Origin of the sequence: Brevundimonas lutea (assembly GCF_003704105.1) — a bacterium.
Classification (GTDB): domain Bacteria; phylum Pseudomonadota; class Alphaproteobacteria; order Caulobacterales; family Caulobacteraceae; genus Brevundimonas; species Brevundimonas lutea.
On the sequence record NZ_QUOQ01000002.1, the window covers coordinates 403269 to 429007 of the forward strand.

Annotated in this window: 24 protein-coding genes and 1 tRNA gene; 8 read left to right on the plus strand and 17 right to left on the minus strand. The window is 68.7% G+C overall.

Going from position 1 to position 25739, the window contains the following annotated elements; all coding sequences use genetic code 11:
* Nucleotides 1-4: 4 nt before the first annotated feature.
* From EES48_RS02095 to EES48_RS02135, 9 genes are all read right to left on the minus strand, one after another.
* On the minus strand, nucleotides 5-643 hold the full coding sequence (locus EES48_RS02095; protein ID WP_122464716.1) for an ABC-type transport auxiliary lipoprotein family protein: 639 nt from the start codon (nucleotides 641-643) through the stop codon (nucleotides 5-7).
* A complete protein-coding gene (locus EES48_RS02100) occupies nucleotides 640-1578 on the minus strand; it encodes an MlaD family protein (protein WP_122464717.1) in 939 nt (312 codons plus the stop codon). Before EES48_RS02100 ends, EES48_RS02095 begins: the two co-directional genes overlap by 4 nt.
* A 12-nt stretch (nucleotides 1579-1590) precedes the next feature.
* Entirely contained in the window at nucleotides 1591-2406 is an 816-nt protein-coding gene (locus EES48_RS02105; RefSeq protein ID WP_122464718.1) for an ABC transporter ATP-binding protein, read from the minus strand.
* On the minus strand, nucleotides 2403-3530 hold the full coding sequence (locus EES48_RS02110) for an MlaE family ABC transporter permease (protein WP_122464719.1): 1128 nt from the start codon (nucleotides 3528-3530) through the stop codon (nucleotides 2403-2405). Before EES48_RS02110 ends, EES48_RS02105 begins: the two co-directional genes overlap by 4 nt.
* A gap of 73 nt (nucleotides 3531-3603) precedes the next feature.
* Nucleotides 3604-5046 carry a UdgX family uracil-DNA binding protein gene (locus EES48_RS02115; RefSeq protein ID WP_122464720.1) on the minus strand — a complete coding sequence of 481 codons (1443 nt, stop codon included), beginning with the start codon at nucleotides 5044-5046 and terminating at the stop codon, nucleotides 3604-3606.
* On the minus strand, nucleotides 5046-6287 hold the full coding sequence (locus EES48_RS02120) for a putative DNA modification/repair radical SAM protein (protein WP_122464721.1): 1242 nt from the start codon (nucleotides 6285-6287) through the stop codon (nucleotides 5046-5048). Before EES48_RS02120 ends, EES48_RS02115 begins: the two co-directional genes overlap by 1 nt.
* A gap of 73 nt (nucleotides 6288-6360) precedes the next feature.
* A complete protein-coding gene (locus EES48_RS02125) occupies nucleotides 6361-7143 on the minus strand; it encodes a chorismate mutase (RefSeq protein ID WP_122464722.1) in 783 nt (260 codons plus the stop codon).
* Between the two features lie 274 nt (nucleotides 7144-7417).
* Entirely contained in the window at nucleotides 7418-7999 is a 582-nt protein-coding gene (locus tag EES48_RS02130; RefSeq protein ID WP_122464723.1) for a prephenate dehydratase domain-containing protein, read from the minus strand.
* A gap of 70 nt (nucleotides 8000-8069) precedes the next feature.
* Complete coding sequence (locus EES48_RS02135; protein ID WP_122464724.1) at nucleotides 8070-10229, minus strand: primosomal protein N'; 2160 nt, start codon at nucleotides 10227-10229, stop codon at nucleotides 8070-8072.
* 30 nt (nucleotides 10230-10259) lie between these two features.
* Here EES48_RS02135 and fsa point away from each other — a divergent pair, with 30 nt between their 5' ends.
* From fsa to EES48_RS02155, 4 genes are all read left to right on the plus strand, one after another.
* A complete protein-coding gene (fsa, locus tag EES48_RS02140) occupies nucleotides 10260-10913 on the plus strand; it encodes a fructose-6-phosphate aldolase (protein WP_122464725.1) in 654 nt (217 codons plus the stop codon).
* Nucleotides 10914-10969: 56 nt separating this feature from the next.
* The gene (locus EES48_RS02145; protein ID WP_122464726.1) at nucleotides 10970-11638 is read left to right on the plus strand and encodes a DUF484 family protein; all 669 of its coding nucleotides are present in this window, start codon (nucleotides 10970-10972) and stop codon (nucleotides 11636-11638) included.
* Nucleotides 11635-12549: a tyrosine recombinase XerC gene (locus EES48_RS02150; protein ID WP_205679323.1), complete on the plus strand. Its 915-nt coding sequence runs from the start codon at nucleotides 11635-11637 to the stop codon at nucleotides 12547-12549. Before EES48_RS02145 ends, EES48_RS02150 begins: the two co-directional genes overlap by 4 nt.
* A 202-nt stretch (nucleotides 12550-12751) precedes the next feature.
* On the plus strand, nucleotides 12752-13573 hold the full coding sequence (locus EES48_RS02155) for a retropepsin-like aspartic protease (protein ID WP_162997961.1): 822 nt from the start codon (nucleotides 12752-12754) through the stop codon (nucleotides 13571-13573).
* Here EES48_RS02155 and EES48_RS02160 read toward each other — a convergent pair.
* Entirely contained in the window at nucleotides 13570-13887 is a 318-nt protein-coding gene (locus EES48_RS02160; protein WP_122464729.1) for a hypothetical protein, read from the minus strand. The genes EES48_RS02155 and EES48_RS02160 overlap by 4 nt on opposite strands.
* 130 nt (nucleotides 13888-14017) lie before the next feature.
* Between EES48_RS02160 and EES48_RS02165 the strand changes: the two genes are divergently transcribed.
* A complete protein-coding gene (locus tag EES48_RS02165; RefSeq protein WP_122464730.1) occupies nucleotides 14018-14983 on the plus strand; it encodes a pepsin/retropepsin-like aspartic protease family protein in 966 nt (321 codons plus the stop codon).
* A 3-nt stretch (nucleotides 14984-14986) separates the two neighbouring features.
* On the opposite strand, the gene lpdA is transcribed toward EES48_RS02165, so the two are convergent.
* Nucleotides 14987-16399 carry a dihydrolipoyl dehydrogenase gene (gene lpdA, locus EES48_RS02170; RefSeq protein ID WP_122464731.1) on the minus strand — a complete coding sequence of 471 codons (1413 nt, stop codon included), beginning with the start codon at nucleotides 16397-16399 and terminating at the stop codon, nucleotides 14987-14989.
* A gap of 149 nt (nucleotides 16400-16548) precedes the next feature.
* Here lpdA and EES48_RS02175 point away from each other — a divergent pair, with 149 nt between their 5' ends.
* Complete coding sequence (locus EES48_RS02175; RefSeq protein ID WP_122464732.1) at nucleotides 16549-16941, plus strand: response regulator; 393 nt, start codon at nucleotides 16549-16551, stop codon at nucleotides 16939-16941.
* Between the two features lie 6 nt (nucleotides 16942-16947).
* Here the strand turns inward: EES48_RS02175 and EES48_RS02180 are convergent, their stop codons facing one another.
* Together EES48_RS02180 and EES48_RS02185 are read right to left on the minus strand one after the other, a co-directional pair.
* A complete protein-coding gene (locus EES48_RS02180) occupies nucleotides 16948-19848 on the minus strand; it encodes a TonB-dependent receptor (protein WP_162997962.1) in 2901 nt (966 codons plus the stop codon).
* A gap of 163 nt (nucleotides 19849-20011) precedes the next feature.
* Nucleotides 20012-20086: transfer RNA gene (locus tag EES48_RS02185), tRNA-Gly, on the minus strand.
* 134 nt (nucleotides 20087-20220) lie between these two features.
* Here EES48_RS02185 and EES48_RS02190 point away from each other — a divergent pair.
* Both EES48_RS02190 and EES48_RS02195 read left to right on the plus strand, forming a co-directional pair.
* Nucleotides 20221-21051, plus strand: a complete 831-nt coding sequence (locus EES48_RS02190; protein WP_122464734.1) for a ferredoxin--NADP reductase — start codon at nucleotides 20221-20223, stop codon at nucleotides 21049-21051.
* A complete protein-coding gene (locus EES48_RS02195; RefSeq protein WP_122464735.1) occupies nucleotides 21048-21383 on the plus strand; it encodes a chorismate mutase in 336 nt (111 codons plus the stop codon). The genes EES48_RS02190 and EES48_RS02195 overlap by 4 nt, the downstream gene beginning before the upstream one ends.
* 15 nt (nucleotides 21384-21398) lie before the next feature.
* Here the strand turns inward: EES48_RS02195 and cckA are convergent, their stop codons facing one another.
* The 4 genes from cckA to fliQ form a co-directional block, all read right to left on the minus strand.
* Nucleotides 21399-23450, minus strand: a complete 2052-nt coding sequence (cckA, locus tag EES48_RS02200; protein WP_122464736.1) for a cell cycle histidine kinase CckA — start codon at nucleotides 23448-23450, stop codon at nucleotides 21399-21401.
* A gap of 164 nt (nucleotides 23451-23614) precedes the next feature.
* Complete coding sequence (gene flhB, locus EES48_RS02205) at nucleotides 23615-24691, minus strand: flagellar biosynthesis protein FlhB (protein WP_122464737.1); 1077 nt, start codon at nucleotides 24689-24691, stop codon at nucleotides 23615-23617.
* A complete protein-coding gene (fliR, locus tag EES48_RS02210; protein WP_122464738.1) occupies nucleotides 24684-25454 on the minus strand; it encodes a flagellar biosynthetic protein FliR in 771 nt (256 codons plus the stop codon). Before fliR ends, flhB begins: the two co-directional genes overlap by 8 nt.
* Nucleotide 25455: 1 nt before the next feature.
* Nucleotides 25456-25719 (minus strand): flagellar biosynthesis protein FliQ, encoded by a 264-nt coding sequence (fliQ, locus tag EES48_RS02215; protein ID WP_122464739.1) that lies wholly within the window; start codon nucleotides 25717-25719, stop codon nucleotides 25456-25458.
* Between the last annotated feature and the right edge of the window lie 20 nt (nucleotides 25720-25739).

Consider the following 25739-nt stretch of genomic DNA (forward strand, 5'->3'; position numbering starts at 1 on the left):
TGGGTCAGTCGGCCGGCGGCGCGGGCGGACGGCTGGCGGCGACCTGATCGGTCCAGTCGATGATCTGGGTGTTGATGTGGCGGCTGGCGACATCGAAGGCCTGGACGATGGCCGAGACCCGGTTCTCGCCGGCCGGCTGACTGACGCTGAAGTTCCGCTCTGCGATGACCTGGCGATCGGGGAAGCCCAGGATGCGGCCGCGCGCGGCGATCACCACGGTCGGGGCTGCGCCCTCATACTCGTAGCGCGCCTCGAACGAGCGGACGTCGAGATCGAGCGACACGTCGGCGGGGGTCAGCTCCTGGCGGCCGATGATCCGGGTCGACCGGCTGCGCTCGGCGAAGGCGTTCTGGAGATTGTCGGTGAACAGGGTGTCGGCGTCGGACACCCAGCGCGCGCCGCCGATATAGGCGGCCTCTGAGCCGGTCACGCCCAGGATGCGCTGAGCCCGCGTGGCGTCCGGGAAGGTGATCCGGCGCATGGCCACCGATGTGGTCCGGGCCGACGGCGCGCCTGGCGCCGCCTCGGCGGGGACGGATCCGAAGCGGTAGAGCTGCACCGGGTCGGGCGTGCTGAGCAGGGCGCAGCCGCTGAGGGCGATGGCGGCGGCGGCCGTGGCGGCGAAGGGGAGGGCGCGGGTCATGGTTCGACCTCGAGTTCGGTGGAGGCCGGTCGGCCGATGAAGTCACGCGGGCTGGTCCGCACCTGATCGACCAGTTCTTCCAGAGACTCCGTGGCGTTTTCCAGACCCTGGATGGCGGTGGTCAGTTGCGGCAGGCCAGTGGTGGCGAAGTTGTCGATCGGCCCTTGCAGGCCGCTGGCGGTCTCGTTGATCGTCTCCATCGCCTGACGCGCCTCATCGGCGGCCTGCTCGATATTGGCGATCGCCTTGGCGCCGTCGCCCGCAACCAGGCGCCGGGCCTCCGCGCCCAGGGCTTCATACTCCTCGACCGCGTCGGCGGCGGAGGCCAGGGTGCGTTCCAGATCGGCCAGCATGCCCTTGCGCGCCTCAAGCTCGGTGCTGAGGCTCTCGACATTGTCGAGCGTGGTGGAGAAGGAGCGGATATTGTCGTCCGACAGCACGCGGTTGACGCGGTTCAGCGCATCGACGGCCTGGGCCAGCACGGTGCCGCCGCCCTGCAGCAACTCGGCGATCGGGCTGGGCTGGCTCTGGATCACCGGCACGACGTTCTCGGCGTACTGGGTCTTGAGCAGCTGGCTTTCGGGATTGCCGGCGGTGATCTGGATATAGTTCAGCCCGGTGATGCCTTGGGGCTCAAGTTGCGCCCGCGAGGTCACCCGCACCGGCGTGGTGGCGTCCAGGCGGACCCGCGCGATCACCTCGCTGCCGGTGTCCGGATCGAGATTGAGGTCGGTGACTTCGCCCACGCGGATGCCGTTGAAATGCACTTCACCGCCTTCAGACAGGCCGCGCACCGGGCCGTAGAAGACGATGTCGTACAGGTCATACTCGTTGGCGAAGCTGATCCTCGCCAGCCAGATGGCGAAGATGGCCAGCAGGCCGAGCAGCGCCACGGTGGCGATCCCGACAACGGCGTAATGGGCGTCTCTTTCCATCGTCCGCCCTCCTCAGGCGGCAGTCTTTTGGGCTGCGCGACCGCGCGGCCCCAGAAAGTATTCCTTGATCCACGGATGGTCGGAACGCTCCAGTTCCTCGATCGTGGCCTTTTCGACAACATGCTTGTCCGCCAGCACCGCGATGCGGTCGCAGACGGCGTAAAGGCTGTCGAGGTCGTGGGTGATCATAAAAACGGTCAGACCGAGGTCGTCCGACAGCTGGCGGATCAGATCGTCGAAAGCCGCGGCGCCGATGGGATCGAGTCCGGCGGTCGGTTCGTCCAGGAACAGCAGCTCCGGGTCCAGCGCCAGGGCGCGCGCCAGGCCGGCCCGCTTCTTCATCCCGCCCGAGAGTTCGGCTGGCTTCAGGTGATGGCTTTCGGGGCCCAGCCCGACCATGGCGATCTTCATTTCGGCCAGCTCGCGGATCACGTCGCGCGACAGGTCGGTGTGCTCGACCAATGGCGAGGCGACGTTTTCCAGCACCGTCAGCGAGGAAAACAGGGCGCCCTGTTGAAACAGCAATCCGGTGCGCTGCTCGATCTCAGCCTGCTCGCGCCGATTCATCTCCGCGCGATCGACCCCGAACAGCTTGACCGTCCCACCTTCCGGATCCTTGAGGCCGACGATCGTATTCAGCAGAACCGTTTTGCCGGTGCCCGAGCCGCCGACCACGCCCAGAACCTCGCCCTTTTCGACGACCAGATCGAGATCCTGATGGATCACCCGCTCGCCGAACTGGCTGAGCAGATTTTTGACCTCGATGACGGGCACATCGCCGTCGTCATCCAGGCGGACGTCTGGCTCGTCGGTCCGGGCTTCGGTCATACACCCAGCTCCAGATAGATCAGGGCGAAGACGGCATCGAGGAAGATGATGGCGAAGATGGCCTGGACCACCGCCGCCGTGACGCGTCGGCCCAGGCTCTCGACATCGCCGGCCACGGCCATGCCCTGGCGGCAGCCGATGGCGGCGACCACGATGGCGAACACCGGCGCCTTGGACAGGCCGACCATCAGGTGCATGAACATCGTCCCGTCCTCGTACATCCGCTGGATGAAGAAGGCGGGGCCCAGGCCCAACTGGCTCCAGGTCACCAGCATGCCGCCGAACAGACCCGCCAGCACCGCCACGAAGGTCAGCAGCGGCAGCATGATCAGCAGGGCCGCGAGGCGGGGAATGACCAGAGCCTGGAAGGGGTCGACGCCCATCACGTTCATGGCGTCGACCTCCTGATTCATCCGCATCGAGCCGATCTCGGCAGCGAAGGAGGAGGCTGAGCGGCCGGCCAGCAGCACGGCGGTGATCACCACCGCGAACTCGCGCAGCACCGACACTCCGATCAGCTGAACCGCGAACACCCCGGCCCCGAACTGGGTCAGCAGATCCGCCCCCAGAAAGGCGATGACGGCGCCGATGAAGAAGTTGGTCACGGCGATGATGGGCAGGGCGTCCAGACCGGCGCGCTCCATCTGACTGACCCAGGCCGGCCAGCGGATCTTGCCGGGCGCGACGATGGCCCGACCCATGGCGATCAGCAGACGGCCGAGGAAGGCCATCGACAGCACCATCTCGGACCACACGTCCTCCACGCCGCGACCGACCCGGCCAAAGGCGCGGACCGCCCAGGGTCCGCGCTTGGGCGGCGGCGCCTGATCGCGCTCCAGCTTCTCGACCATGGCGTAGACCCGGCCCGCCTCGGGGCGGTCCGACCAGGCGTCTTCGGGCAGATGAACGCCGGACTGGATCAGGGCCAGGGCGCCGGCGGTGTCGAACCGACCCAGATCGGTCAGGTCCAGACCGCCGACCTGAACGCCCTCGAGGCGTCGCGGCAACCGGCGCGGCGCGTCGCCGAGCTCCGTCGCGCTCCAGTCGCCACGCAGGGCGAGCACGGTCGATCCGCCCTCGCGGTCGCCGCCCTCTTCCCCCACGTCGAACTGCGCCCGCGCCATTGACCCTCTTTAGCCGATCCCCCCGCCTTGGCTAGCGGTCCATTCCCGCAAAGCGCGCGGCGTGGCGCGAAGTTCACAGCAGGCGGCGGACCGCCTTCAGGTCTTCTACGAACGCCGCCCGCTCGCGGACGCGCCCCGCCTCGTCGGGCAGTCGCAATAGGTATGAGGGGTGGACGGTGATCAGACCGGTGGCGCCGTCCTCGAGCGCGATCGGCTGGCCGCGCTCCCTGGTCACCGCCGGCTTGCGGCCCAGCACGCCCAGACCCGCCGTCCCGCCCAGCGCCAGAATGACCTTCGGCTTCACCAGCCTGCGCTCCTGATCCAGCCACCAGCGACAGGCCGTGACCTCTCCGGCGTTTGGCGTCTTGTGCAGGCGGCGCTTGCCGCGCGGTTCGTGCTTGAAGTGTTTGACGGCGTTGGTGACATAGACGTCGGCGCGGTCGATCCCCGCGTCCTCGAGCGCCGCATTGAACACCTGACCGGCGGGTCCTACGAAAGGTTTCCCAGCCAGATCCTCCTGATCGCCGGGTTGCTCCCCGACCACCATCAGTTTCGCCTGTCGCGGTCCCTCGCCGCAGACGCCCTGGGTCGCGTCGCGCCACAGCGGGCACCGACGACAGCCCTGAATCGCGCGGTCGAGTTCGGGAAGGGTGGCGGCGACCACGTCGTCGACCGAGCCTGACACGCGCGCATCCGGCGCGACGGCGCGCGCCAGGCGGGCATTCACAGGCGTTGGGGCGGCCTCGACCATGGTCGTCGTGCGAACCGCGGACAGGGCCGTCAGTTCCGGGATCAGCGACGCTTCGGGCAGGTTCTTCCAGTACCGCTTGGGCATCTCGCCCTGCATGGTCTTGGTCTTTAGCCGCGCCGGATTGAAGGTCGAGGCGTAATAGGTCTTCCAGTAGTCCTCGACCGCATCGCCGTCCGGCGCCATGTCGCGGGTCGCCGGCGGCCCGAACGCCAGGGATTCGCCGTCCCACATCGCGGAGCCATCCGGCGTCAGGATCGACCAGCGCATGGTCGCGAACCGCCTGACAAAAAATCCCGCCGTCTTCTCCAGCACGCGGTGCGCCGGTTCGAACCACGCCACCCACGCTTCCCCCGCCTGATCCTCGATGCGCCGAAAGCGCACGAAGGCCTTCATCTTGTGGCTGGCGCGACTGACGTTCTTGGCCCGCTCCAGGGCGTCGGCCACATCCCGATCGGTGGTGATCCGCATCAGGTTCGGCTCGTCGCGTAGCCGCCACAGGAGCCGGTACATCAGGTCGAACCGATCGGCTGACCGATGCAGGATCACCTCTCCGGCGAGATCGAGAAACGCCTTGGGCACGGCGAAGGCCGGCGCGGGCGCCGCCTCGACGGGGGTCTCCTCGATCTGATCCAGAAGCCCGCCCTGACCGGACCCCGCCACGCGGAACCGGGCGTTCTCGGGCGCCACCCCGGCCAGTCGCAGCCGACGCGCGGCCGCCCGCCAGCCGTCGATGTCGATCTCGTGGGCCAGGGTCTCGACCCGCATCAGAACAGGCTCAGCTGTTCCGGCGGTCGTTCCGGCGCGATCCGCTGGCGCAGATCTACCGCATCCGTCAGCCCGCCTGGCGTCCAGTCCAGCGCCGTAATGAACGGTCTGATCTTGTCCACCGATCGTGTCAGCCGCCCCACATCCTCCAGCCTCAGCGCCTTCCAGCGCCGCACCTGGATCATCCGGTTGACCGACTTCACCCCCAGCCCCGGCACCCGCAACAGCATCTCGCGCGGCGCTGAGTTCACATCGACCGGAAACTGCTCTCGGCTGTTCAGCGCCCAGGCCAGCTTGGGATCGATGGCCAGATCCAGCATGCCGTCCGTCGCCGACTGTCCGATCTCGGGCGCCGAAAACCCATAGAATCGCATCAGCCAGTCGGCCTGATACAGTCGATGCTCCCGCATCAGCGGCGGCCGCGACACCGGCAGGATGGCCGACGAATCCGGAATGGGGCTGAAGGCGGAATAATAGACCCGCTTTAGCCCATAGCCGCCATAAAGCGACGCGCTGCGGGCCATGATCTCGGTGTCCGGCGCCCCGTCCGCCCCCACGATCAGCTGGGTCGACTGCCCCGCCGGCGCGAACTTCGGCGGCTTGGCGCGATCCTTCTTGCCGGGTCGCGCCGCCTCCACCTTCAGCCGCACCTGACCCATGGCCTTCTTGATGACGCCCGGATCCTTCTGCGGCGCCAGTCGCCGGATCGCCTCGTCGCGCGGCAGTTCGATATTGGCCGACAGCCGGTCGGCATATAGCCCCGCCTCCTCGACCAGCAGCGGATCGGCCTCGGGGATCAGTTTCAGGTGGATATAGCCCCGGAACTGGTGATCCTCGCGCAGGCTCCGCGCCACCCGCACCAGCTGCTCCATCGTGTAATCGCCCGAGCGGATGATGCCCGACGACAGGAACAGGCCCTCGATGTAGTTGCGCCGGTAGAAGTCGAGGGTCAGCTTGACCACCTCCTCGACCGAGAACCGCGCCCGCTCGACGTTCGACGACACCCGATTGATGCAATAGGCGCAATCGTAGACGCAGAAGTTGGTCAGCAGGATTTTGAGCAGCGAGACGCAGCGTCCGTCCGGCGTATAGGCGTGGCAGATGCCCATGCCTTCGGTCGAACCCAGGCCCTTGCCGTCCGCGGAGCTGCGCTTGCTGGTGCCTGACGAGGCGCACGACGCATCGTACTTGGCCGCATCAGCCAGAATGGAGAGCTTGCGTCGGAGGTCGAGCTGGGCCATCCGTTCATGCTATGTTCTCAAGCGGGGCGAGTCCAGCGTAGCCATTTGACCACGCTGGATTTTTCGTGGTGCTTCAGCCGATCGCGCCGACGCAGCCGTCCTCGCCCACCGGGATGTCGGCCTCGACCAGCGACAGGGTCCAGCCGTGGTGGGTGTGCAATCCACGCCGGCGAACCCGGCCTTCGCCCGCGTCGCCGCCGGCCTGAACCAGCACACGAGGGCCTGAGGGTAGGGCGGCCGGGTCAATGCGACCGATCGCCAGGCTGGACGGGATCGGGCCGTCGCCGAATCCATCGAACACCGACAGCATCGACCAGTCGCGTCTCAGGCCGATCCACCAGGGCTCGGCGTGGTTGATGGCCAGGACGGCGACGCCCCCGCCTTCCGCCGCCTGGGCCAGAGCCGCCTCGGGGGTGCGGGCCATCTTGATGGCGGCGGCCCGGCCGAAGCGGCTACGCGCGCCGTCATAGGCCAGGGCCGGCTCGGTCGGCGACCAGACCGCCACCTTGAGCTCGCCCTGCCGCGCCAGGCCCCAGCCGACGACCTCCCGCCACAGGCCGGCGACGGCCTGGCGGGTATCCTCTGAAGCCTGGCCGGTCATGCGGTCCAGCACGGCCTGCTCGCGATCGGGCCGCAGCTTGGCGTGGGGGCCGTCCGGCGCGCCCTTGGCCCGACCGACGCGCGAGGCCAGGGCAAGACGTCGCTCGAAAAGGGCCAGCATCTGGTCGTCCAGATGGTCGATCTCGAGCCTGAGGGCGTCGAGCGTCATGGGATCGGAAGCGCCGGCGCCCTGGACGAGACGAGGCCATCGGGCCTGGGCGGACTCCGCGCGGCGGGGGGCGGAAGATGTGGTCATGAGCGGAAATACCGGAGAAAGGCTTGAACGACAGTCGATGGGCGAAAGGCCGCTCCGTTCAGAAGCGGTCGCCGGCGAGATTGTCAGGTCAGTGTGTCGCCCGACGCCTCAGCCGGCGTATCGAAAGCCGAAGCCGAAATAGAAGACGGCCGCGCGCGAAGCGGTGGAGAGTTCGACGATCGAAGCGCGCGGGGCGGTCATGGGTCGGTCCGGTTCTGCCGGTGGCGGACCCAATCGGCCCGCCTGACCTTTCAGACGCAAGGATCGTGCGCGGTCAAGCGTTCTGGGCGCATAACAGGACAAAACGCGTGCGATTGTCGGCGTTATCCTGAACATCGTGTCTCAGAATCGACAGTCCGTAGACGCCGGCGGCGGCCGAGGGCGCCACGGCGGCCCGACTGCGGTCACCCGCTTCGGCCACGGCTCGGGCCGCCCCGGCGGTGTCGAAGGCCTCGACCGGGTCGACGCCCAATTGGCCTAGGGTGCGCACGCACTGGCTCAGCGCCACCGGGTGGCTCTCGGCGGTGCGGATGTCGGACAGGCGCACGCCTTCGACCCCCAACAGGGCCAGACGGATCGGCCGCCACACCTCGCTGATCGTGGCCAGGTGCGAGGCCTCGACCAGACTGGCGGCAGGTTCGACGCGGCCGATGGTGGTGTTCTCGACCGGTATCAGGGCGCAGCCGCAGTCTCCGGTCCGCACCGCCTCCAGCGCCGCCTCGAAACTGTCGAAGGGCACGGCCTCGTCCCACGGGCGCAACTCCGCGCAGGCCTCGTGCGAAAAGGCCCCCGGCGCGCCCTGATAGGCGACGCGGCCGCCGCCCGGCTGCTGTTCGGTCTGATCGGCGTCGGTCATCTCGGCGCTCCGTGTCGGGACCAGTAAACACGGCGATTATCGCGACGAAAGCGGCAAATCATGGGTCGTCCTACAGGAAGCTGTAGGGATCGACATCGACCGTCAGCCGAACCGAGCCCGGGATCTTCACCCGGGCCAGCCAGGCCCGCAGGAAGGCCTGAAGGTCGACATCGCGATCGGCCCGCACAAGCAAACGCTTTCGACGACGCCCGCGCACCAGTGCGAGAGGCGCGTCGGCGGGGCCATAGACCTCGAGCCGCTCGGCGTTGGGAATGGCGGCGGCCAGGGCGGCGGCCGTGTCCTCGACCGCCTCGGCCTTCTCGCCGGTCAGGATCAGGGCGGCCAGGCGGCCCCACGGCGGCAGGGACGCCGCCTCGCGCTCGGCCAGTTCCGTCTCGACGAACCCCTCGCGGTCGCCGTGCTGCAGCGCCTGCAGCACCGGATGGTCGGGCGTCCAGGTCTGGAGCAGGGCCCGACCTGGCTTGTCGTGACGGCCCGAGCGGCCGGTCGCCTGGGTCAGCAGCTGCCAGGTGCGCTCGGCCGCTCGCAGGTCGCCGCCTCTGAGGCCCAGGTCCGCGTCCACCACCCCGACCAGGGTCAGGTGCGGAAAGTTGTGCCCCTTGGCCGCCGCCTGGGTGGCTACCAGGATGTCGATCTCGCCGTCGGTCATGCGGCGGATCAGCTCGCGCGCCGACCGCGCATCGGGCGCTGTGTCCGAGCTGAACACCGCGATGCGCGCGTCGGGGAACAGGCTCTCCGCCTCCTCCTCGACCCGCTCCACCCCCGGCCCGACCGGGACGAGGCTGTCGGCCGCGCCGCATTCCGGGCACCGCGCGGGACGCGGCATCGAAAACCCTGTCAGATGACAGACCAGCCGCCCGGTGTAGCGATGCTCGACCAGCCAGCTGTCGGTGTCGGGGGCCGTCAGCCTATGCCCGCAGGCCCGGCACAGAACCACTGGCGCATAGCCGCGCCGGTTGAGGAACAACAGCACCTGCTCACGGCGGCCCAGAGTCTCGACCATGGCCTCGACCAGGGGCGGGCTCAGCCAGTGATCGCGCTCGGGCGGGGTCTGGCGCAGATCGATCAGGCGGATATCCGGCATCACCGCCGTCCCGTGCCGCGCCCCCAGCCTCAGCCACCGATAGCGGCCCTGGCGCGCGTTCCACAGCGTTTCCAGCGAGGGGGTGGCCGAGGCGAGGACGATGGCCGCCCCCTCGATCCGGGCCCGCGCCACGGCCAGGTCGCGGCCGTGATAGACGAGGCCGTCCTCCTGTTTGAACGAACTGTCGTGCTCCTCGTCGACGACGATCAGGCGCAGATGCGTGAAGGGGAGAAACAGGGCCGAGCGCGCCCCGACCACGATCCGCACCCGGCCGCCGACCACCGCCTCCCAGACCTGGCGACGGCGCGGCGGCGAGACGCCGGAATGCCACTCGGCCGGGGCGGCGCCGAACCGCGTGGTGATCCGCTCGATCAGCGCCTGGGTCAGGGCGATCTCGGGCAACAGGATCAGCACCTGCGCCTCGGGCTCGGCGCTCAGCAGGCGCGCCACCGCCTCCAGATAAGCCTCGGTCTTGCCCGAGCCGGTGACCCCGTCCAGCAGGATGGGCTGGAAGCCGCCGCCCACCGCCGCCGCCATGGCTTCGGCGGCCGCCGCCTGATCCGGGTTCAGCGTCGCGGGCGCGTGGCGGGGATCGGGCGCGTCGAAGCCATGCTCGGCGGCGACCTCGATGATCTCCAGCACCCCCTCGTCGACCAGACCCTTGACCACACCCGACGACACCCCAGCCTGCCGCGCCAACTCGGCGGCGGGCAGAGCGCGCTCGCTCAACGTCTCCAGCACCACCGTCCGCGCCGGGGTGGCCCGCGCCGGCTGGCGGTCGCCGACCCGGCGCACCCGGCGCTCCGGACGGGGCGGCGGCGCGCGCAGGCCATTCAGCGCCACGCCCGCCATCTCGCCCGGCGGGCTCAGCGTCCAGCGCGCGGCCCACTCCAGAAAGTCCAGCGTCCGCTCCGGCAGGGCCGGGTCGTCCAGCTTCCCTTCAACCGCCTTCAGCCGCCGGTTCGATCCCGTCGTCTCGCGCACCTCGGCCACCACGCCGCGCAGTCGCCGCGGCCCCAGCGGCACGGCCACCTGGTCGCCGCGCGCCAGGCCAAGGCCGTCGGGAACCTCGTAGTCGAAGGCCTCGGGCACGGGCAGGGGAATGAGGACCGAGGCGACTTTCACGCTTGGCTCCAGTCGGCTAGACACCCGGCCATGAAACTCTTCCTCGACACCGCCGACGTCGCCGTCATCCAGGACATGCTGCCCACCGGCATGGTGGACGGCGTGACCACCAATCCCTCTCTGATCGCCAAATCCGGTCGCAACATCGCCGAGGTCATCGCCGAGATTTGCGCCCTGGTCGAGGGGCCGATCTCCGCCGAGGCCGTGGCCACCGACTTCGAGACCATGGTCAAGGAGGGCGACAAGCTGGCCCAGATCGCCCCGAATGTGGTGGTCAAGCTGCCCCTGACCTGGGACGGCCTGCGCGCGGCGCGGGCGTTTTCGGACAAGGGGATCAAGACCAATGTCACCCTGTGCTTCTCGGCCGCCCAGGCCCTGATGGCGGCCAAGGCCGGCGCGACCTTCGTGTCGCCCTTCGTCGGTCGTCTGGAGGACAACGGCGCCGACGGCATCGGCCTGCTGGAAGAGATCCGCACCCTTTACGACATCCACGGCTTCGAGACCGAAATCCTGGCGGCGTCCCTGCGTAATCCCGGCCATGTCTCGGCCGCGGCCCTGGCCGGCGCCGACGCCGCGACCCTGCCGGCCGACACCTTCAAGGCCTTGGTCAAGCACCCGTTAACCGACAAGGGTCTTGATCAATTCCTCGCCGACTGGGGCAAGACGGGTCAGTCCATACTCTGACCGCGCCGCTCCACGGCCAGGAGTTCTGCGTCGTGGCGTCCAACAGTGAGCTTTCCATGGCGGATCCGGATGACGGCCTGCACTGGCCGCGCGTGCGCGCCTGGCTGTTGTCGAACCCCGACCTGTTGAGCGAAGACCGGGCGCTGCTCGAGGACATCGGTCTGCGCCACACCGGCCGCAATGTCGTCGACCTCGGCCGCGCGGCCCTGGTCCGGCTCGAGGCGGTGGTCGAGCGCGAGGCGGGACAGCGCAAGGCCGTCGAACAGGTGGCCGAGGCCAATTTCGCCGCTCAGACCCAGACCCACGCCGCCTGCCTGGACCTGCTGGAGGCCCGCAATCATTCCGACCTGGCCCGCCGCCTGGACGCCGCCGCGCGTGAGCGGTTCGGCCTGGCCGGCGCCGCCATCGCTCTGGAAAAGCCCGGAGGCGTGCCCTTCGGCTGGCGCGCCCTGGAGGCGTCCCGGGTCGATCAGCTGCTGGGTCAGGACGGCATGCTGTGGCTGGGGCCGGTGTTCGAGGGGCTGGAGCTGTTCGGAGCCGCCAGCGCCGAGGTGAACAGCGTCGCCCTGGTGCGGATGAGCCTGTGGTCGCCCGAGCGGCCGGCCCTGTGCGCTTTCGGCTCGTTCGACGCCGAGGGGTTCACCGCCTCCATGGGGGGCGAGCTGGTCGCCTTCCTCGCCGGGGTGACGGCGCGCACCGCCGAACGGTGGCCGGTGCTGGAATGACCGCTGCCGAGGCCCTGATAGCCTGGCTGGAGCATCTGGCGCACGAGCGCCGCTGCTCACCCCGCACCCTGGAGGCCTATGGCCACATCGTTCGGCTCCATCTCGCTTTTCTGGAACGTCATCGTGGCGAGGCGCTCACCGTCTCTGGCCTGGCCGCCGTGACGGCCGCCGAGGTGCGGGCCCATCTGGCGGAACGACGCCAGGGCGATCGCCCCCTGAACGCTCGGTCGATCAGCCAGACCCTGTCGGCGATCCGGTCCTTTCACCGCTTTCTCGACCGTCGCCTCGGCGCCCCGGCTCCCGGCCTTGCCCTGGTGCGCGGCCCGAAGCTTAAGCCCGGCCTCCCGCGCCCGATTAGCGCCGATCACGCTCTGGGCCTGATCGCCGAGCCGGGCCTGGATCCCGATCTCGATCCCTGGGAGGCCGCCCGCGACCAGGCGGTGCTCAGCCTGCTCTATGGCTGCGGGCTACGGATTTCCGAAGCCCTGTCGCTGACCCGCGCCGATGCGCCCTTGGCGGAGCGCCTGCGGATCACCGGAAAGGGCGGCAAGACGCGGCTGATCCCCGCCCTGCCGGCGGTTCGCCAGGCGGTCGACGCCTATCTGGCGGTCCAGCCTTTCCCGGCGGCGCCCGCCGACCCCCTGTTTCGGGCCAAACGCGGCGGCGCGCTTAGCCCGCGACATGTCCAGGCGGCGGTCGCACGGCTTCGCGGACGTCTCGGTCTGCCGGCCTCGGCGACGCCGCACGCGCTGAGGCACAGTTTCGCCACCCATCTGCTGGGCGGCGGCGCCGATCTGCGCTCGATTCAGGAATTGCTGGGCCACGCCAGCCTGTCGACCACCCAGAAATACGCCGCCGTCGATGCCGAGCGCCTGCTTGGAGCCTATGCGGCGGCTCATCCACGCCAATAACGACTGGGGACTCCCCTCCATCCGTCTTCAAGCGCTAGATTGGGAGGGCCTTGAGGGGCTGATATCCATGCGCGAGCCGACACCACAGATACGGCGTCTCGATCGGCGGTCATTTGTGGCCGGCGCGCTTACCGCCGGGGTTTGGCAAGCCGTTCCGGAAGGCGCGAGCGAGGCCGATCTCGGATCGAACCTGCTAACCCGCATGTCTCTCGCGCTGGAGCTCAATGGGCGGCGCAAGTGCGTGTTTGTGGTGGACACCGGCGCGGGCCGTACGGCTCTGGCTAGCGATGTGGCCGAGGCGATCGCAGCGCCGTCTGCCGGCGACATTCTGGTTCACGGCCTGACATCTCCCGAAGTCGCACGATCTGTTCGGGTTGCCCGCCTCGATCTCGGTCCGATCCGCTTCGACGACCTTGTTACGCCCGTCTTCAGCCGCGAACTCCTGGGCGCCGACGGCCTGCTAGGGCTGGACGCCTTATCCCGTTTTCGTTTGAGCTTCGATCTGAAGCGAAACCAGGTGGAGATGTCGCCCTCGGCTCCGGACGTGGTTCAGGTCAGCCGAACCCACGCAACCCCCTCCCGTCTGACCAGGACAGTTCCGCGATACGCGCGATCGGGCCGGTTCGGCCAACTGATCGTCACTGACGCCACTGTCGGGGGCGTTCCGGTGGAGGCCTTCGTGGACAGCGGCGCTCAATACTCGATCGGCAACATGGCCTTGGCCCGCGCCATCGGCATCGACGTCAGCCCCAGCGGCGCCCGGTCGGTACAGGTGTATGGCGTGATCGGCCAATCGGTCGACGCCTACATCGGCTCGGCTCCCCGCCTAAGGCTCGCCAATCAGGGCCTCGGGCGCACATCGCTGCTTTTCGCAGATCTCCACGCCTTTCGCGTCCTCGATCTGATCGAGCGCCCGGCCCTGTTGATCGGCGGCGACGTCATCCAGCGCTTTGATCGGGTGGTGCTAGATTACGGCCGGTCGGAAATCAGCTTCTCCCGCCCATCCAGGCGCAGGCTGACCTAACGCTGCGACTGACGGTCGGACCATGAGCGGTCTCGGCCAAGTTCCCGGCCCCGAGCACGATCGGCCTCGGGCAGATGCTCGATGGCGATGACGGGCATGGAGCAGCCGTTCACCCGGTTCTCGACCAGGTAGTACATGCGCACGGACTCATCGGACTCGTCCAGCCGACGGATTTCCGGGCGGGAACCGCGTGTTTGATAAAGCCGCGTGTCGCACGGGGCCCGTACCTCGACAGGGATGGAAGGTTGGGGATCTGTGGGCGGCAGCACCGCCTGTTCCGGCGAGGCGGCGACGAGCAGTTCGAGCCAGCGCATGATGTCCCTCCGTTGAGCATCTGTATCCTAGGTCGATGACCGCCGGCCTTGGAAATCACTTCTCGGCTAGGCGCCGGGGCGCTGTCGGGCCTAGCATCGCAGAGGATCGGGGGGCGGAAAGGGGGCGCGCGTGCGCTGGAGCCGCCGGGGTCTGATCGCCGCCGCGCTGACCGCGCCGGCAGCGTCCTGGGCTCAGGAGGCGGCCCCGCCGTTCGAGCCCTCGCCCGACCTGGTGCTGGCCCTGCTCAGCCGTCAGGTCACCCGCATGAGCATCGCGGTGCGGGTCGCCGGGCAGTCCGCGCTGTTCATCATCGACACCGGGGCGGGACGCTCGGCGCTGGCCGCCGAACTGGCTGCTCGCCTGGGGCTGAAGCCGGGACCGTCGGTGCTGGTTCACGGCGTGACGGAGCCCGAAGTTCTCCCTTCGGCGCTGACGCCGGTGATTGAGGTGAGAGGTCAGAATTTCCGGGATCTGACCCTGCCCACGGCGCCGCTCGCTCAACTCGGCGCCGAAGGCCTTCTGGGCCTGGATGTCCTGGGCCAATTCCGCCTGACCATCGACAACGCCGCTCAGCTCGTCACCCTGGCCAGCCGAGTGAGGGGCGTCGTCACCGGCGGCTCGGGCTTCGTTACCGGCAGCCGTCTCCGGCGCGAGACCACGGTCGTCGTGCGTCGGCGCGGCGATCAACTGACCCTCATCGGCGTCTCTGCCGACGACGTTCCGGTCGAAGCCTTTATCGACACTGGCGCGCAGTATTCTGTCGGCAACCCCGCGCTGCTGCGGTCGCTGGCGGTTGACCGGGCGGGCGTCAGAGGGCGGCGCTATGACGTGCCGGTCATGGGCGTCACGGGACAACGGCTGATCGGCGAGGTGGCTGTCATCCGGGCCCTGCGGATCGGCGCCGCCACCCTCACCGAGCTGCCGGCTGTCTTCGCCGATCTTCACGCCTTTCGCGTGCTGGGGCTCGAGGATCGGCCCGCGCTGCTTCTCGGCTCCGACCTGATCGGCGCCTTCAGTTCCGTCACCCTTGATTTCGTTGGCGGAGAGGTGCGCTTCGGCACGCTCCGACGCCGGCCGGCGCGCGTGATCGACTGACGGTCAGGCCTGCATCGTCCAGCCCTCGACCCCCATGGCCGCCTGACGCACGGCCTCGGATCGGGTCGGGTGAGCGTGGCAGGTGCGGGCGATGTCCTCCGACGACGCCCCGAAAGCCATGGCGATACAGGCCTCGCCGATCAGTTCGCCCGCCTGGGGCCCGAAAATGTGCACGCCCAGAACCTTGTCGGTCTTCTCGTCGGCCAGGACCTTGGCCAGTCCTTCGGTCTCGTGATTGATCTTGGCGCGGCTGTTGGCCGTGAAGGGGAACTTGCCCTTCTTGTAGGCGACCCCGGCGGCCTTCAGCTGCTCCTCGGTCTTGCCGACCCAGGCCACTTCGGGCGTGGTGTAGATGACGCTCGGCACCAGGTCGTAATCGACGTGTCCCGCCTTGCCGGCGATCAGCTCGACGGCGGCGACCGCGTCCTCCTCGGCCTTGTGGGCCAGCATCGGCCCGTGGGTCACGTCGCCGACCACCCAGACGCCGTCCTGGCCGGTCTTGAAGTGATCATTGGCGATGAAGCCGCGTTTGTCGGTCTCGATCCCGACGGTCTCCAGCCCCAGATCGGCGGTGTAGGGACGCCGGCCGATGGCGACCAGCACCACATCAGCCTTCAGGGTCTCGGCGGCCCCGCCGGCGGCGGGTTCAAGGGTCAGCTCGACCCCGTCCTTGCCGCTCTTGGCGCCGGTGACCTTGGTCCCCATGCGGAAGGTCATGCCCTGTTTGGTCAGGCCGCGCTGGAAGGCGGTGGCGATCTCGCCGTCCATGCCGGCGCCGACCTTGTCGAGGAACTCCACCACGGTGACCTCGGCCCCCAGCCGGCGCCACACTGAGCCCAGCTCCAGACCGATGACGCCCGCGCCGACCACCACCAGATGCTTTGGAACCTTGGGCAGGAACAGCGCCCCGGTGGAATCGATCACCTTGCCGTCCTCGAAGGCGACGCCCGGCAGGGGCATGGGCTCCGAGCCCGTGGCGATGATGATGTTTCTGGTCTGATGGACGGCCCTTGACCCGTCCGCCGCCTCGACCTCGACCTTGCCCTTGCCCGCGATCCGGCCGCGGCCCTTCAGCCAGTCGACCTTGTTCTTCTTGAACAGGAATTCGATCCCCTTGGTCAGGGCCGTAACGCTGTCGTCCTTGGCCTTGTGCATCTGGTCCAGGTTCAGCTTGGGCTTCACCTCGATGCCGATGCCGGCGAATTCGGTGTTGGCCGCCTCATACAGCTCCGAGGCATGCAGCAGCGCCTTGGACGGCATGCAGCCGACGTTCAGGCAGGTGCCGCCGAGGGTCTGGCGCATCTCGACGCAGGCGACCTTCAGGCCCAGCTGTCCCGCGCGGATGGCGGCGTTGTAGCCCCCAGGTCCGCCGCCGATGATGATCACATCATAGGTCGGGGCGGCGGCGTCGGTCATGGCGGTCTCGGACTGTAGGCGTCAGGGAAGGGCCTCATATAGCGCAGCCGCCGCGCGGGGCCACCCGCTTGACGGTCATCCGCCGTCAACCATGACCGTTGGCGGATCGGCAAAGGATCGGCGTCACCCTGAGGACGCGGAGACATTGCATGGCGTCGATCCTGGTCGTCGATGACGATCCCACCATCCACCTGATCGCGGCGGAACTGCTGCGCGCCTCCGACCACGCCATGGTCGAGGCCGCCGACGGCGTGGAGGGCATCCGCCTGTTCAAGGCGCTGCCGGTCGATCTGGTCGTGCTGGATATGCTGATGCCCAACCGCGACGGACTGGAAACCCTGCTGGAGATGAAGGCGCTGAAACCCCAGGTGCCGATCCTGGCCATCTCCAGTGGTGGCCGTGTTTCGCCCGCCAGCTATCTGAAGGCCGCCATGACCCTGGGCGCCGACGCCTCGCTGGAAAAGCCGCTCCGCCTCGACAGCTTCCGGGTCACCGTGGACAGGCTTCTGGCCAGCCCGTCAGCGCTGCGCCAGGCGGGCTGATCGGCCTCAGAACACCGCCTTCAGTCCCAGGGTCCACGACGGTCCGTATTCCTCGTACTGGACGTTCACGTTGCGCGTGCCGCTGTAGCTGTAGAGCGGCTCGTCGTTGAGATTGGTCCCCTCGACGAAGACCTGGATCATCGGCGTCACCTGGTAGGCGGCGGTGACGTCGACCTGGACGTGGTCGTCGATATAGACGTCGAAAGCGGCGTCCTCGGGGTCGCCGATCGAATCGAGGATGCGGTCGCGATAGGCCACCGCCACCCGCCCTGAGAAGCCCGCCTTCTCATAGCCGAGCGACAGGTTGGCGGTGTGGCGCGCCTGGAAGGGCAGGGCGATGTCGCGTGAGCCGCCGTCCGGCAGGGGAATGGACGACTCGGTGTCGACGAAGGTGTAGTTGGCCGAAATCAGCAGGCCGTCCAGCGGCGAGGGCAGGAAGGTCAGATCCTGCTGCCAGGCCGTCTCGAACCCCATTACCGTGGCGTCGTCGCCGTTGATGAAGGTCTCATAGGCGTCAAAGCCCTCGAACCCGTCCTGACCGGCCAGATCGACGCCGAACACCGGGTTCTGGATGTTCTTGAAGAAGACGCCGGCGGTCAGCAGGCCGACGCCGCCCGGGTAATATTCGATGGCCAGATCCACGCTGTCGGCCTTGTAGCGCTCCAGCTCGGTGTTGCCGAACTCGGCCTCGATCTCGCCCTCGTCGTTGATCTCGATCAGGCCGGCGGGACGGTTCTGCTCCAGGATCGGACGGACCACGGAGCGGAAGTAGGCGGCGCGCAGGATGACGTCGTCGCTCAGCTCATAGCGGGCGTTCACGCTGGGCAGCAGGTCGGTGTAGCTGTCCTCGACATCGATCGGGACCAGATCCAGCGTGCCGGCCTCCTCGTCCAGGGTGATCTGGTTGCCCTGCGCCGCGTATTCGGTGTGCTCGACCCGCAGGCCGCCGACCAGGGTCAGGGCGCCGATGTCGACGCTGCCCATGCCGTAGCCGGCGAAGACATCCTCGGTGACGTCGTAGTCCTCGACGTTGGAGTCGATGAAACTGCCTTCCTCGTCGAAATCCTCGTCGAAGGCCGCCTGATTGGCGCGGATGGCGGCGGCCACCGCATTGGGATCGGCCTGGGGCGCGATCAAACCCAACGGATAGTCGATGTCGGAGTTGAGGAAGTCGGCGACCGTGAAGTCCTGATCGGCGCCGCCGTAAACATCGACGTTCAGATCGGCCATCTTGTCGCGCAGCCGGGCCTTGGCGCCGAACTTCACGAAGCCCGGGTTTTCGCCGAAGTTCATGTCGTGACGCACATCGACGCGACCCGACCACTCGGTGTCCTCGGTAACGCCGCTTTCGAAGATGGCCTCGTCCAGCTCGTAGAGCGAGGCATCGTTGAACGTCGCCAGGTCGTCGGTGACGATCAGCGGGCGGCGCGGATCATCCAGATTGGTCCCGACCAGCGCGCCGCTGTCTGAGAAGTCGCCGACGAAGATGAACTCGATATAGTCCGGGTTCTCCTCTCCCGCCTCGGCATAGGCCAGCTGATACTCCACCGTGGTGGCGCCGAAGCGGCTCTCGCCGCCGGCGGCCAGCGACAGGATGGTCTGGGTCTCCTTGCGGTCCGAGACGTAGCTCTCGACCTCCTGATTGGCGAGTAGCACGGTGTTTCCGCTGGCCGAGACGACATTGCCGCCGTCGTCCGTGTCCGGCTCGAACAGCGTGCCGCCCTGCACCTCGTCGTCCGCGAAGTCGGAATAGAAGGTGCGCAGATACAGATCGTTGTTGGCGTCCGGCCGCCAGTCGAAATTGACCGCCGCGCCGAACCGGGTGCGGGCCAGCACATAGTCGCGCGGCTCGGCGGTGACGGGAAAGGCGACCCCGTCCACCTCGTCCAGCTCGCCGTCACCGTTCTCGATGCCGTCCGAGCCCAGCTCGCGGTCGAAATAGCTGATCGAGCCGGCGATCCCCAGCTGGCCCGTCCCCACGTCGAAGATGTCCGACGCCGACCCGCTGAGGCGGGGCGACCACTCACCGCGCAGGTCGTTGTAGGAGCCCTCGGCGGTCAGCGAGCCGGAAAAGCCCGCGCGGTCGAAGGCGGTGGCGGATTCGATGTTGACCGCGCCGCCGATCGAGTCGCCGTCGATGTCCGGCGTCAGGGACTTGGTGACCGTCAGGGTGTCGATCAGTTCGGCGGGAATGACGTCCAGCGCCACCTGGCGCTGATCGCCCTCGGCGCTGGGCACGCCCACGCCGTTGATTGTGATGGCGTTGAGGTTCGGATTGGCGCCGCGGATCGAGATGAACCGGCCTTCGCCCTGGTCGCGGTTGATTGACACGCCGGGGATGCGCTGGGCCGCCTCGGTCACGTTCTGATCGGGGAATTGGCCGACGAAGTCCGAAGTGACGCCGGAGATGATGTTCGACGCGTTGCGCTTCTGGTTGATGGCGCTGGCCAGATTGGCGCGCTGGCCGATGACCAGGATGTTGTCCAGGGTCGTGACGTCGTCGCCCAGGCGCACGTCGGCCCGCGCGGCGCCGAGCACCGCGATCCGCGTCTCCGTCGTCGGCGCTCCGAGATAGGTGGTGCGCAGGGTATAGCTGCCGTTGGGCACGCCGATGAACTGATAGCGACCGTCCGGCCCCGTGACGGCGCGCCGACCCAGCTCGACGATCTCCACCTGCGCCCCTTCGAAATAGGCGCCGCCCTGCTGATCGCTGACCCGACCCTCGATCGAGCCCTGGGCGGACTGAGCCAGCGCAGCCTGCGGCAGGGCCAGCCCGGCCATCGTCGCACCCAGCAGGGCGCAGGCGGCGGTCGCGGCGCGCAGGCGTCCTGCGCGGGCGGGCGTGTAGACTGACGACATGACGATGGCCCCATCAAAGGCGCTGCCGACCCCCGGCGTGCGCGACATCGAACGGCCGCTCGCTTGGGCGGCCGTCGGGCTCTGGCTAGGCGTTCCCCGTGACAGTTCGCCGCGCCATGTCATGACAGCTTGGCGACATCGCCGCCTGCGACTGGCGAGGGGCGGACGGCAAAAAGCCCGGCGCGATGGCCGGGCTTTTCAGGTCTTCGACTGGAGCGGGCGAGGCGATTCGAACGCCCGACCCTCACCTTGGCAAGGTGATGCTCTACCCCTGAGCTACGCCCGCGCTTCAGTCGAGAGCGGGGCGTATAGCGGAGGGGGCGGAGGGGCCGCAAGCCCTCTTTTCCGGTTTCTTCGCCGACCGGCGTGACTTTCCGACCGGCTTCCCTTTCGAGAGCCGAACCCCTAGACCACGCCGCGATGACCGACGCCTCCGCACCGGCCTCGCCGCCCTCCGCCGCGCCACCCAGGCCCAGCCCCTTCCATGAGGGCCGGGTGTTGTGGGTGCGCCACTGGACCGACCAGCTGTTCTCCTTCGCCATCACCCGGCCCGAGGATTTCCGCTTCCGTTCGGGCGAGTTCGTGATGATCGGCCTGCCCGGCGCGGAGGGCGCGAAACCCCTGCTGCGCGCCTATTCGGTGGCCAGCCCCTTCTGGGCCGAGGAGCTGGAGTTCTTCTCCATCAAGGTTCCGGACGGCCCCCTGACCTCGCGCCTGCAATTGATCCAGCCCGGCGATACGGTGCTGATGGGCAAAAAGCCGACCGGCACCCTGGTCCTGGACGCCCTGACGGGTGGCGAGCGGCTGCATCTGATCGGCACCGGTACGGGCCTGGCCCCCTGGCTCAGCGTGGCGCGCGACCCGGAGACCTATTCGCGGTTCGGCCGGGTGGTCGTCAGCCACACGGTGCGCATGGCCGCCGACCTGGCCTACCGCGAGTTCTTCGAAGCCGGGATCAAGGACGACCCCCTGATCGGCGAGGAGGCGGCGGCCCAGCTGGCCTATTACCCCACGGTGACGCGCGAGCCCTTCCACCACCCGGGACGCATCACCGACCGCATCCGCTCGGGCGACTATTTCCGCGATCTGGGGCTGGACGGCGGTTTCGATCCCGCACGCGACCGGGTCATGCTGTGCGGCTCCATGGCCATGATCAAGGAGACGGCGGCCCTGCTGGAGGGCTTCGGCCTCCGCGAAGGCTCCAACGCCGAGCCCGGCGAGTTCGTCCTGGAACGGGCCTTCGTCGGATGAGCGGCGCGCCCACGACCCTGTCAATCGATCCGCGCGTCTCGCCCGAAGACGCGGCGACGATGGCTGAGGTGCGCCACGGCGTCGACGCCCTGGACCGCGCCCTGGTCGCGCTCCTGGCCGAACGCCAGCGCTACATGGACGCCGCCGCCCGCATCAAGCCCAGCCGCGACGTCGTCCATGACGACGCGCGCATCGAGGATGTGGTGGCCAAGGTGCTGGCCGCCGCCGCCCCCGCCGGCCTGTCCCCCGACATCGCCGAACCCGTATGGCGCACCCTGATCGACCGCTGCATCGCCCACGAGTTCCACACCTGGGACCGCACGCGGGGTTAGTCAGAGCCAGGGAGCCTACTCCGCCCGCAGTGACATCTTCACCCGCTCCGCGAGCGTCTTGATGTTCAGCGGCTTGGGCAGGAAGGAGACGTTTTTCTCGTCCTCCAGCAGGTCCGAGAAGTCGCTTTCGGCGTAGCCGGAGATGAACATCACCGGGATGTCGCCCAGCCAGGGGCGGGCCTTCTTCAGCAGGGCCGGGCCGTCGAGGCCGGGCATGATGACGTCGGAGATCAGCATGTCGATCTGGCCGGCGTTGGCTTCCGCCACCTCCAGCGCCTCCTCGCCGTCGGCGGCCTCGATCACCTCATAGCCGCGCTCGCGCAGCAGCCGGGCGGCGATGCCGCGAACGGCGGCCTCGTCCTCGACGAACAGGATGCGGCCGGCGCCGGAGAGGTCGCGCGGCACGGCCTTGGCCGGCTCGACCGGAACGACCTGCGCCAGTTCGACATCCGAGGCGATGGGCAGGAAGATGCGGAAGACGGCGCCCGCGCCCTCCAGATTGCCGACGGTGATGTGTCCGCCCGCCTGCTGGACGATGCCGTAGACGGTGGCCAGGCCCATGCCGGTGCCTTCGCCCACCGCCTTGGTGGTGAAGAAGGGCTCGAAGATCTTGTCCAGCAGGGCGGGGGGGATGCCGGGGCCGGTGTCTGAGACCTCGATCAGGGCGGCGCCCTCGGCCGGGGCGGAGGGCCAGCCCAGGATTTCGGCGGCGGTCTGGTCCAGTCGCCGCGTCTGGATGCGGACGACGCCGGCGCCCGGCTCGGTCACGCCGCGCATGGCGTCGCGGGCGTTGACGGCCAGGTTCATGACCGCGGTCTCGACCTGGCTCTTGTCGGCGACCACGGCTGGGAGGTCGGGACCGTAATCGGTCTCGAGGCGGACATCCTCGCGCATCAGGCGGCGCAGCAGCACCTCGAATTCCGAGATCAGCTCGCCCAAATCCAGCCGCTCCCGGCGGACGGTCTGTTTGGAGGAGAAGGCGAGGAGCTTTCTGACCAGGTCGGCGGAACGGTGGCCCGTCTTCCTGATCTCGTTCAGCCCCTCATAGGACGGGTCGCCCACGGGGTGACGTTGCAGCAGGGCGTCCAGCTGCATCTCGATGGCGGTGAGCAGATTGTTGAAGTCGTGGGCGACCCCGCCGGCCAGCAGGCCGATCGCCTGCATCTTCTGGGCCTGGGCCAGCTGCATCTCGGTCGATTTCTGCGCCGTCACGTCGAACAGCCAGACGCGCCGACGCTCGCCCTCGGGCGCGACATAGAGGTGAAGCGTCCGGTCCGGAAAGGCGCGGGCGACCAGGGCGATGGGCCCCGAGGAGCCTTCGGTAAGGGCGCGGCGGGCCTCCTCCACGCCCCGGGGATCGAACAGATGGCCAAAGGCGGCGTCGCGCGAAGCGGATGGCCCCGTCAGCGCCTCCAGCGCCAGATTGGCCTCCTCGGCGCGCCCGGCGAACAGATCGTCGCCCGGGATCACCGCCGAGCCGAACGGGGCGCCGGCCGCCATGGCGCGGCCCTCGCCCGGCCGCGTGGTCTGGACGGGAAGGGCGGCGGCGGGGCTGACCGTCTCCGCCGCCGGGGCCTCGCGCACCAGAAACCGCCCGTCGCCGACCGAGCCGATCAGAACCTCCAGTTCGCGCTCGCCCAGGCTCAGGATGGCGCGGGCCGGCTGCCCGCCGCGCGCCTGGGCGAAGGCCATATAGACGGCGGACGCGGATCGCGACGGCGGCAGGGTGGCCTGGGCTCCCCCCGCCTCGGCCCAGGCGGCGTTGAAGGCCAGCACCTTGCCGCCCTTCCAGACCAGGGCGGCGGGCTCGGCGATGGCGTCCAGCAGGGCGACGACGGCGTCGGAGTCGACCTGATCCTGGGCCAGTTGGGCCTCGGCGCGGCCGAAACCGAACACGGCGATGCCGGCGATGATGGTCAGGGTGGCGATCAGGATCAGGCCCGGCGCCGACATCGGGTCGGCCTGAAACGCCGGCCACGCCGCCAGGGCCACCGCCACGGCGGCCGCGACCATCGCGGCGATCAGCCAGGGATCGATCCGGGGGGCTGTGCTCTTTCGCGCCGCCATCCTGCCTCGCTGCGCCGATTCGCGAGTGTCAGCATACGCCTTTATGATGGGGAACGCCGCGCCCCAGAACCGCGTCCCCGGCGAAGGCCGGGGCCCAGGGGATCACGCGCCGTCGCTCGCGGTCCTGGACCCCAGCCCTCGCCGGGGAGACGGTGGGTGTTCGTTCAGCGCCGCCGCCGCCGGTTCATGACGAAGCCGATCACTTTCGCGGCGGCCTCGAAATGCTCGCGGGGAATGACGGCGTCGACCTCGACCTTGGCGTAGAGGGCGCGGGCCAGGGGCACGTTTTCGACCACCGGAACATTGTGCTCGCGCGCCACCTCGCGGATGCGCAGGGCCAGGGCGTCGACCCCCTTGGCCACGCAGACCGGCGCGCCATCGCCCTTGTCGGGCTCATAGCGCAGGGCGACGGAATAGTGGGTCGGGTTGGTGACCACGACCGTGGCCTCGGGCACCGCCTGCATCATCCGCTGGCGGCTGCGCTGGCTGCGGATCTGCTTCAGCTTGGCCTTCACATGGGGGTCGCCCTCGGCCTGTTTGTAGTCTTCCTTCAGCTCTTCCTTGGTCATGCGCATGCGCTTGGCGAACTGGAACTTCTGCCACATCAGGTCGGCGGCGGCGGTAAAGCCCAGGAACACCAGCATGCTGATCATCAGCGCCAGCGCCAGGTCGCGGGCGAAAGGCAGGATGGTCGCCGGGCTCATGGCGGCCAGGGCCTCGATCTCGCGGACGTGGGGCTTGAGCACCAGCCAGCAGATCACCCCCGTGGCGACCAGCTTAAGGAAGGTCTTGATGAACTGCACCAGGCCGTCAGGGCCGAAGATGCGCTTGAACCCTTCCATCGGGTTCACCTTCGACCATTTGGGCTTCATCTTCTCGGCCGAGAAGATCAGGCCGGACTGGGCCAGATTGCCGCCCGCGCCGCCCAGGATGGTGGCGATGGCGACGGCGCCCAGCAGCGGAATGGTCCCCCAGATGGCCCGCGCGCCGATCTCGACCCCGCCGCCGGCGTGGAAGGCGCCGACCATCTCGTGCGGGCTGGCGATGAAGGGAACCAGGCTCTCGGCCAACTGCGTCGCAAACAGGCCCCCGCCGTACAGCAGCACGGCCGACCCGAACAGCAGCGCCAGCCAGCTGGGCAGGTCCGGGGTGCGGGCGACGTCGCCCTTCTTTCGCGCCTCGTCCAGCTTTCGCGGAGTCGCCTCTTCTGTCTTGGACTCGGGATCGGGCGTGTCAGCCACCGGCCCCTCCCACAAACTGCTGCGCCAGGGTGCGGTACCGGTCGATGAAGACCGTGCCCACCACGCCCAGCGACAGGGCGAAGACGGAAAGCCCCAGCAGAACGCTGAGCGGCGCCGAGGCGAAGAACACCTGGAACTGAGGCATGACCCGCGCCACCAGACCCGTCGCCAGGTTGAAGATCAGGGCGAACACCAGCACCGGCGCCGCCAGCTGAACCCCCAGCAGAAAGCTATCGCCGACCACCCGCACGGCCAGGGTGGCGAAGTCATTGACGGCCAGGGGGGCGGAGGGGGCGATCACCTCATAGCTGCCGACCAGGCCGGCGATGAACAGGTGGTGGGTATTGGTGGCGAAGATCAGGGTCAGGCCCAGGATGGTCAGGAAGGCCGCGAGCGTCGATCCCGGCTGGGCCTGCATCGGATTGGCGGTCTGGGCGAACCCCAGGGTGGTCTGCAGGGACACGATCTCGCCGGCCACGGCCAGCGAGCTGAGCAGCATCCGCAGCATGACGCCGATGGCCAGGCCGGTCAGCACCTCGCGGATGACCCAGCCGACCATGCCGCCGACGGTCTCGGGAAGGCCCGGCAGCGCTCCGCCCACCACCGGCCACAGGACGAAGGACACCAGCAGCGCCAGCGAAAGGCGCACGCGGGGCGGGATGTAGGATTCGCCGATGCCCGGCAGGCTGAAGAAGATGGCGCCCATGCGGGCGAAGATCAGACCGCCCACCCAGACCTGATCGGCGGTGGCGTAAGGCTCCACCCTACATGCCCGCGATGCGCGCGGTCATCTCCTGGAAGAAACCGCCCAGCAGCGCCCCCATCAGAGGCAGGAACAGCAGCAGGGAGACGAAGATGGCGATGATCTTGGGCGCGAAGATCAGGGTGGCTTCCTGGATCTGGGTCAGGGCCTGAAACAGGCCGATGACCACGCCGACGACCAGGCCGACCAGCAGCACCGGCGCGCACAGCTGAATGGTCAGCCACAGGGCGTCGCGCCCCACGTCCAGCACTTCCGATCCGCTCATTCTGCCGTCCTCGAACACCT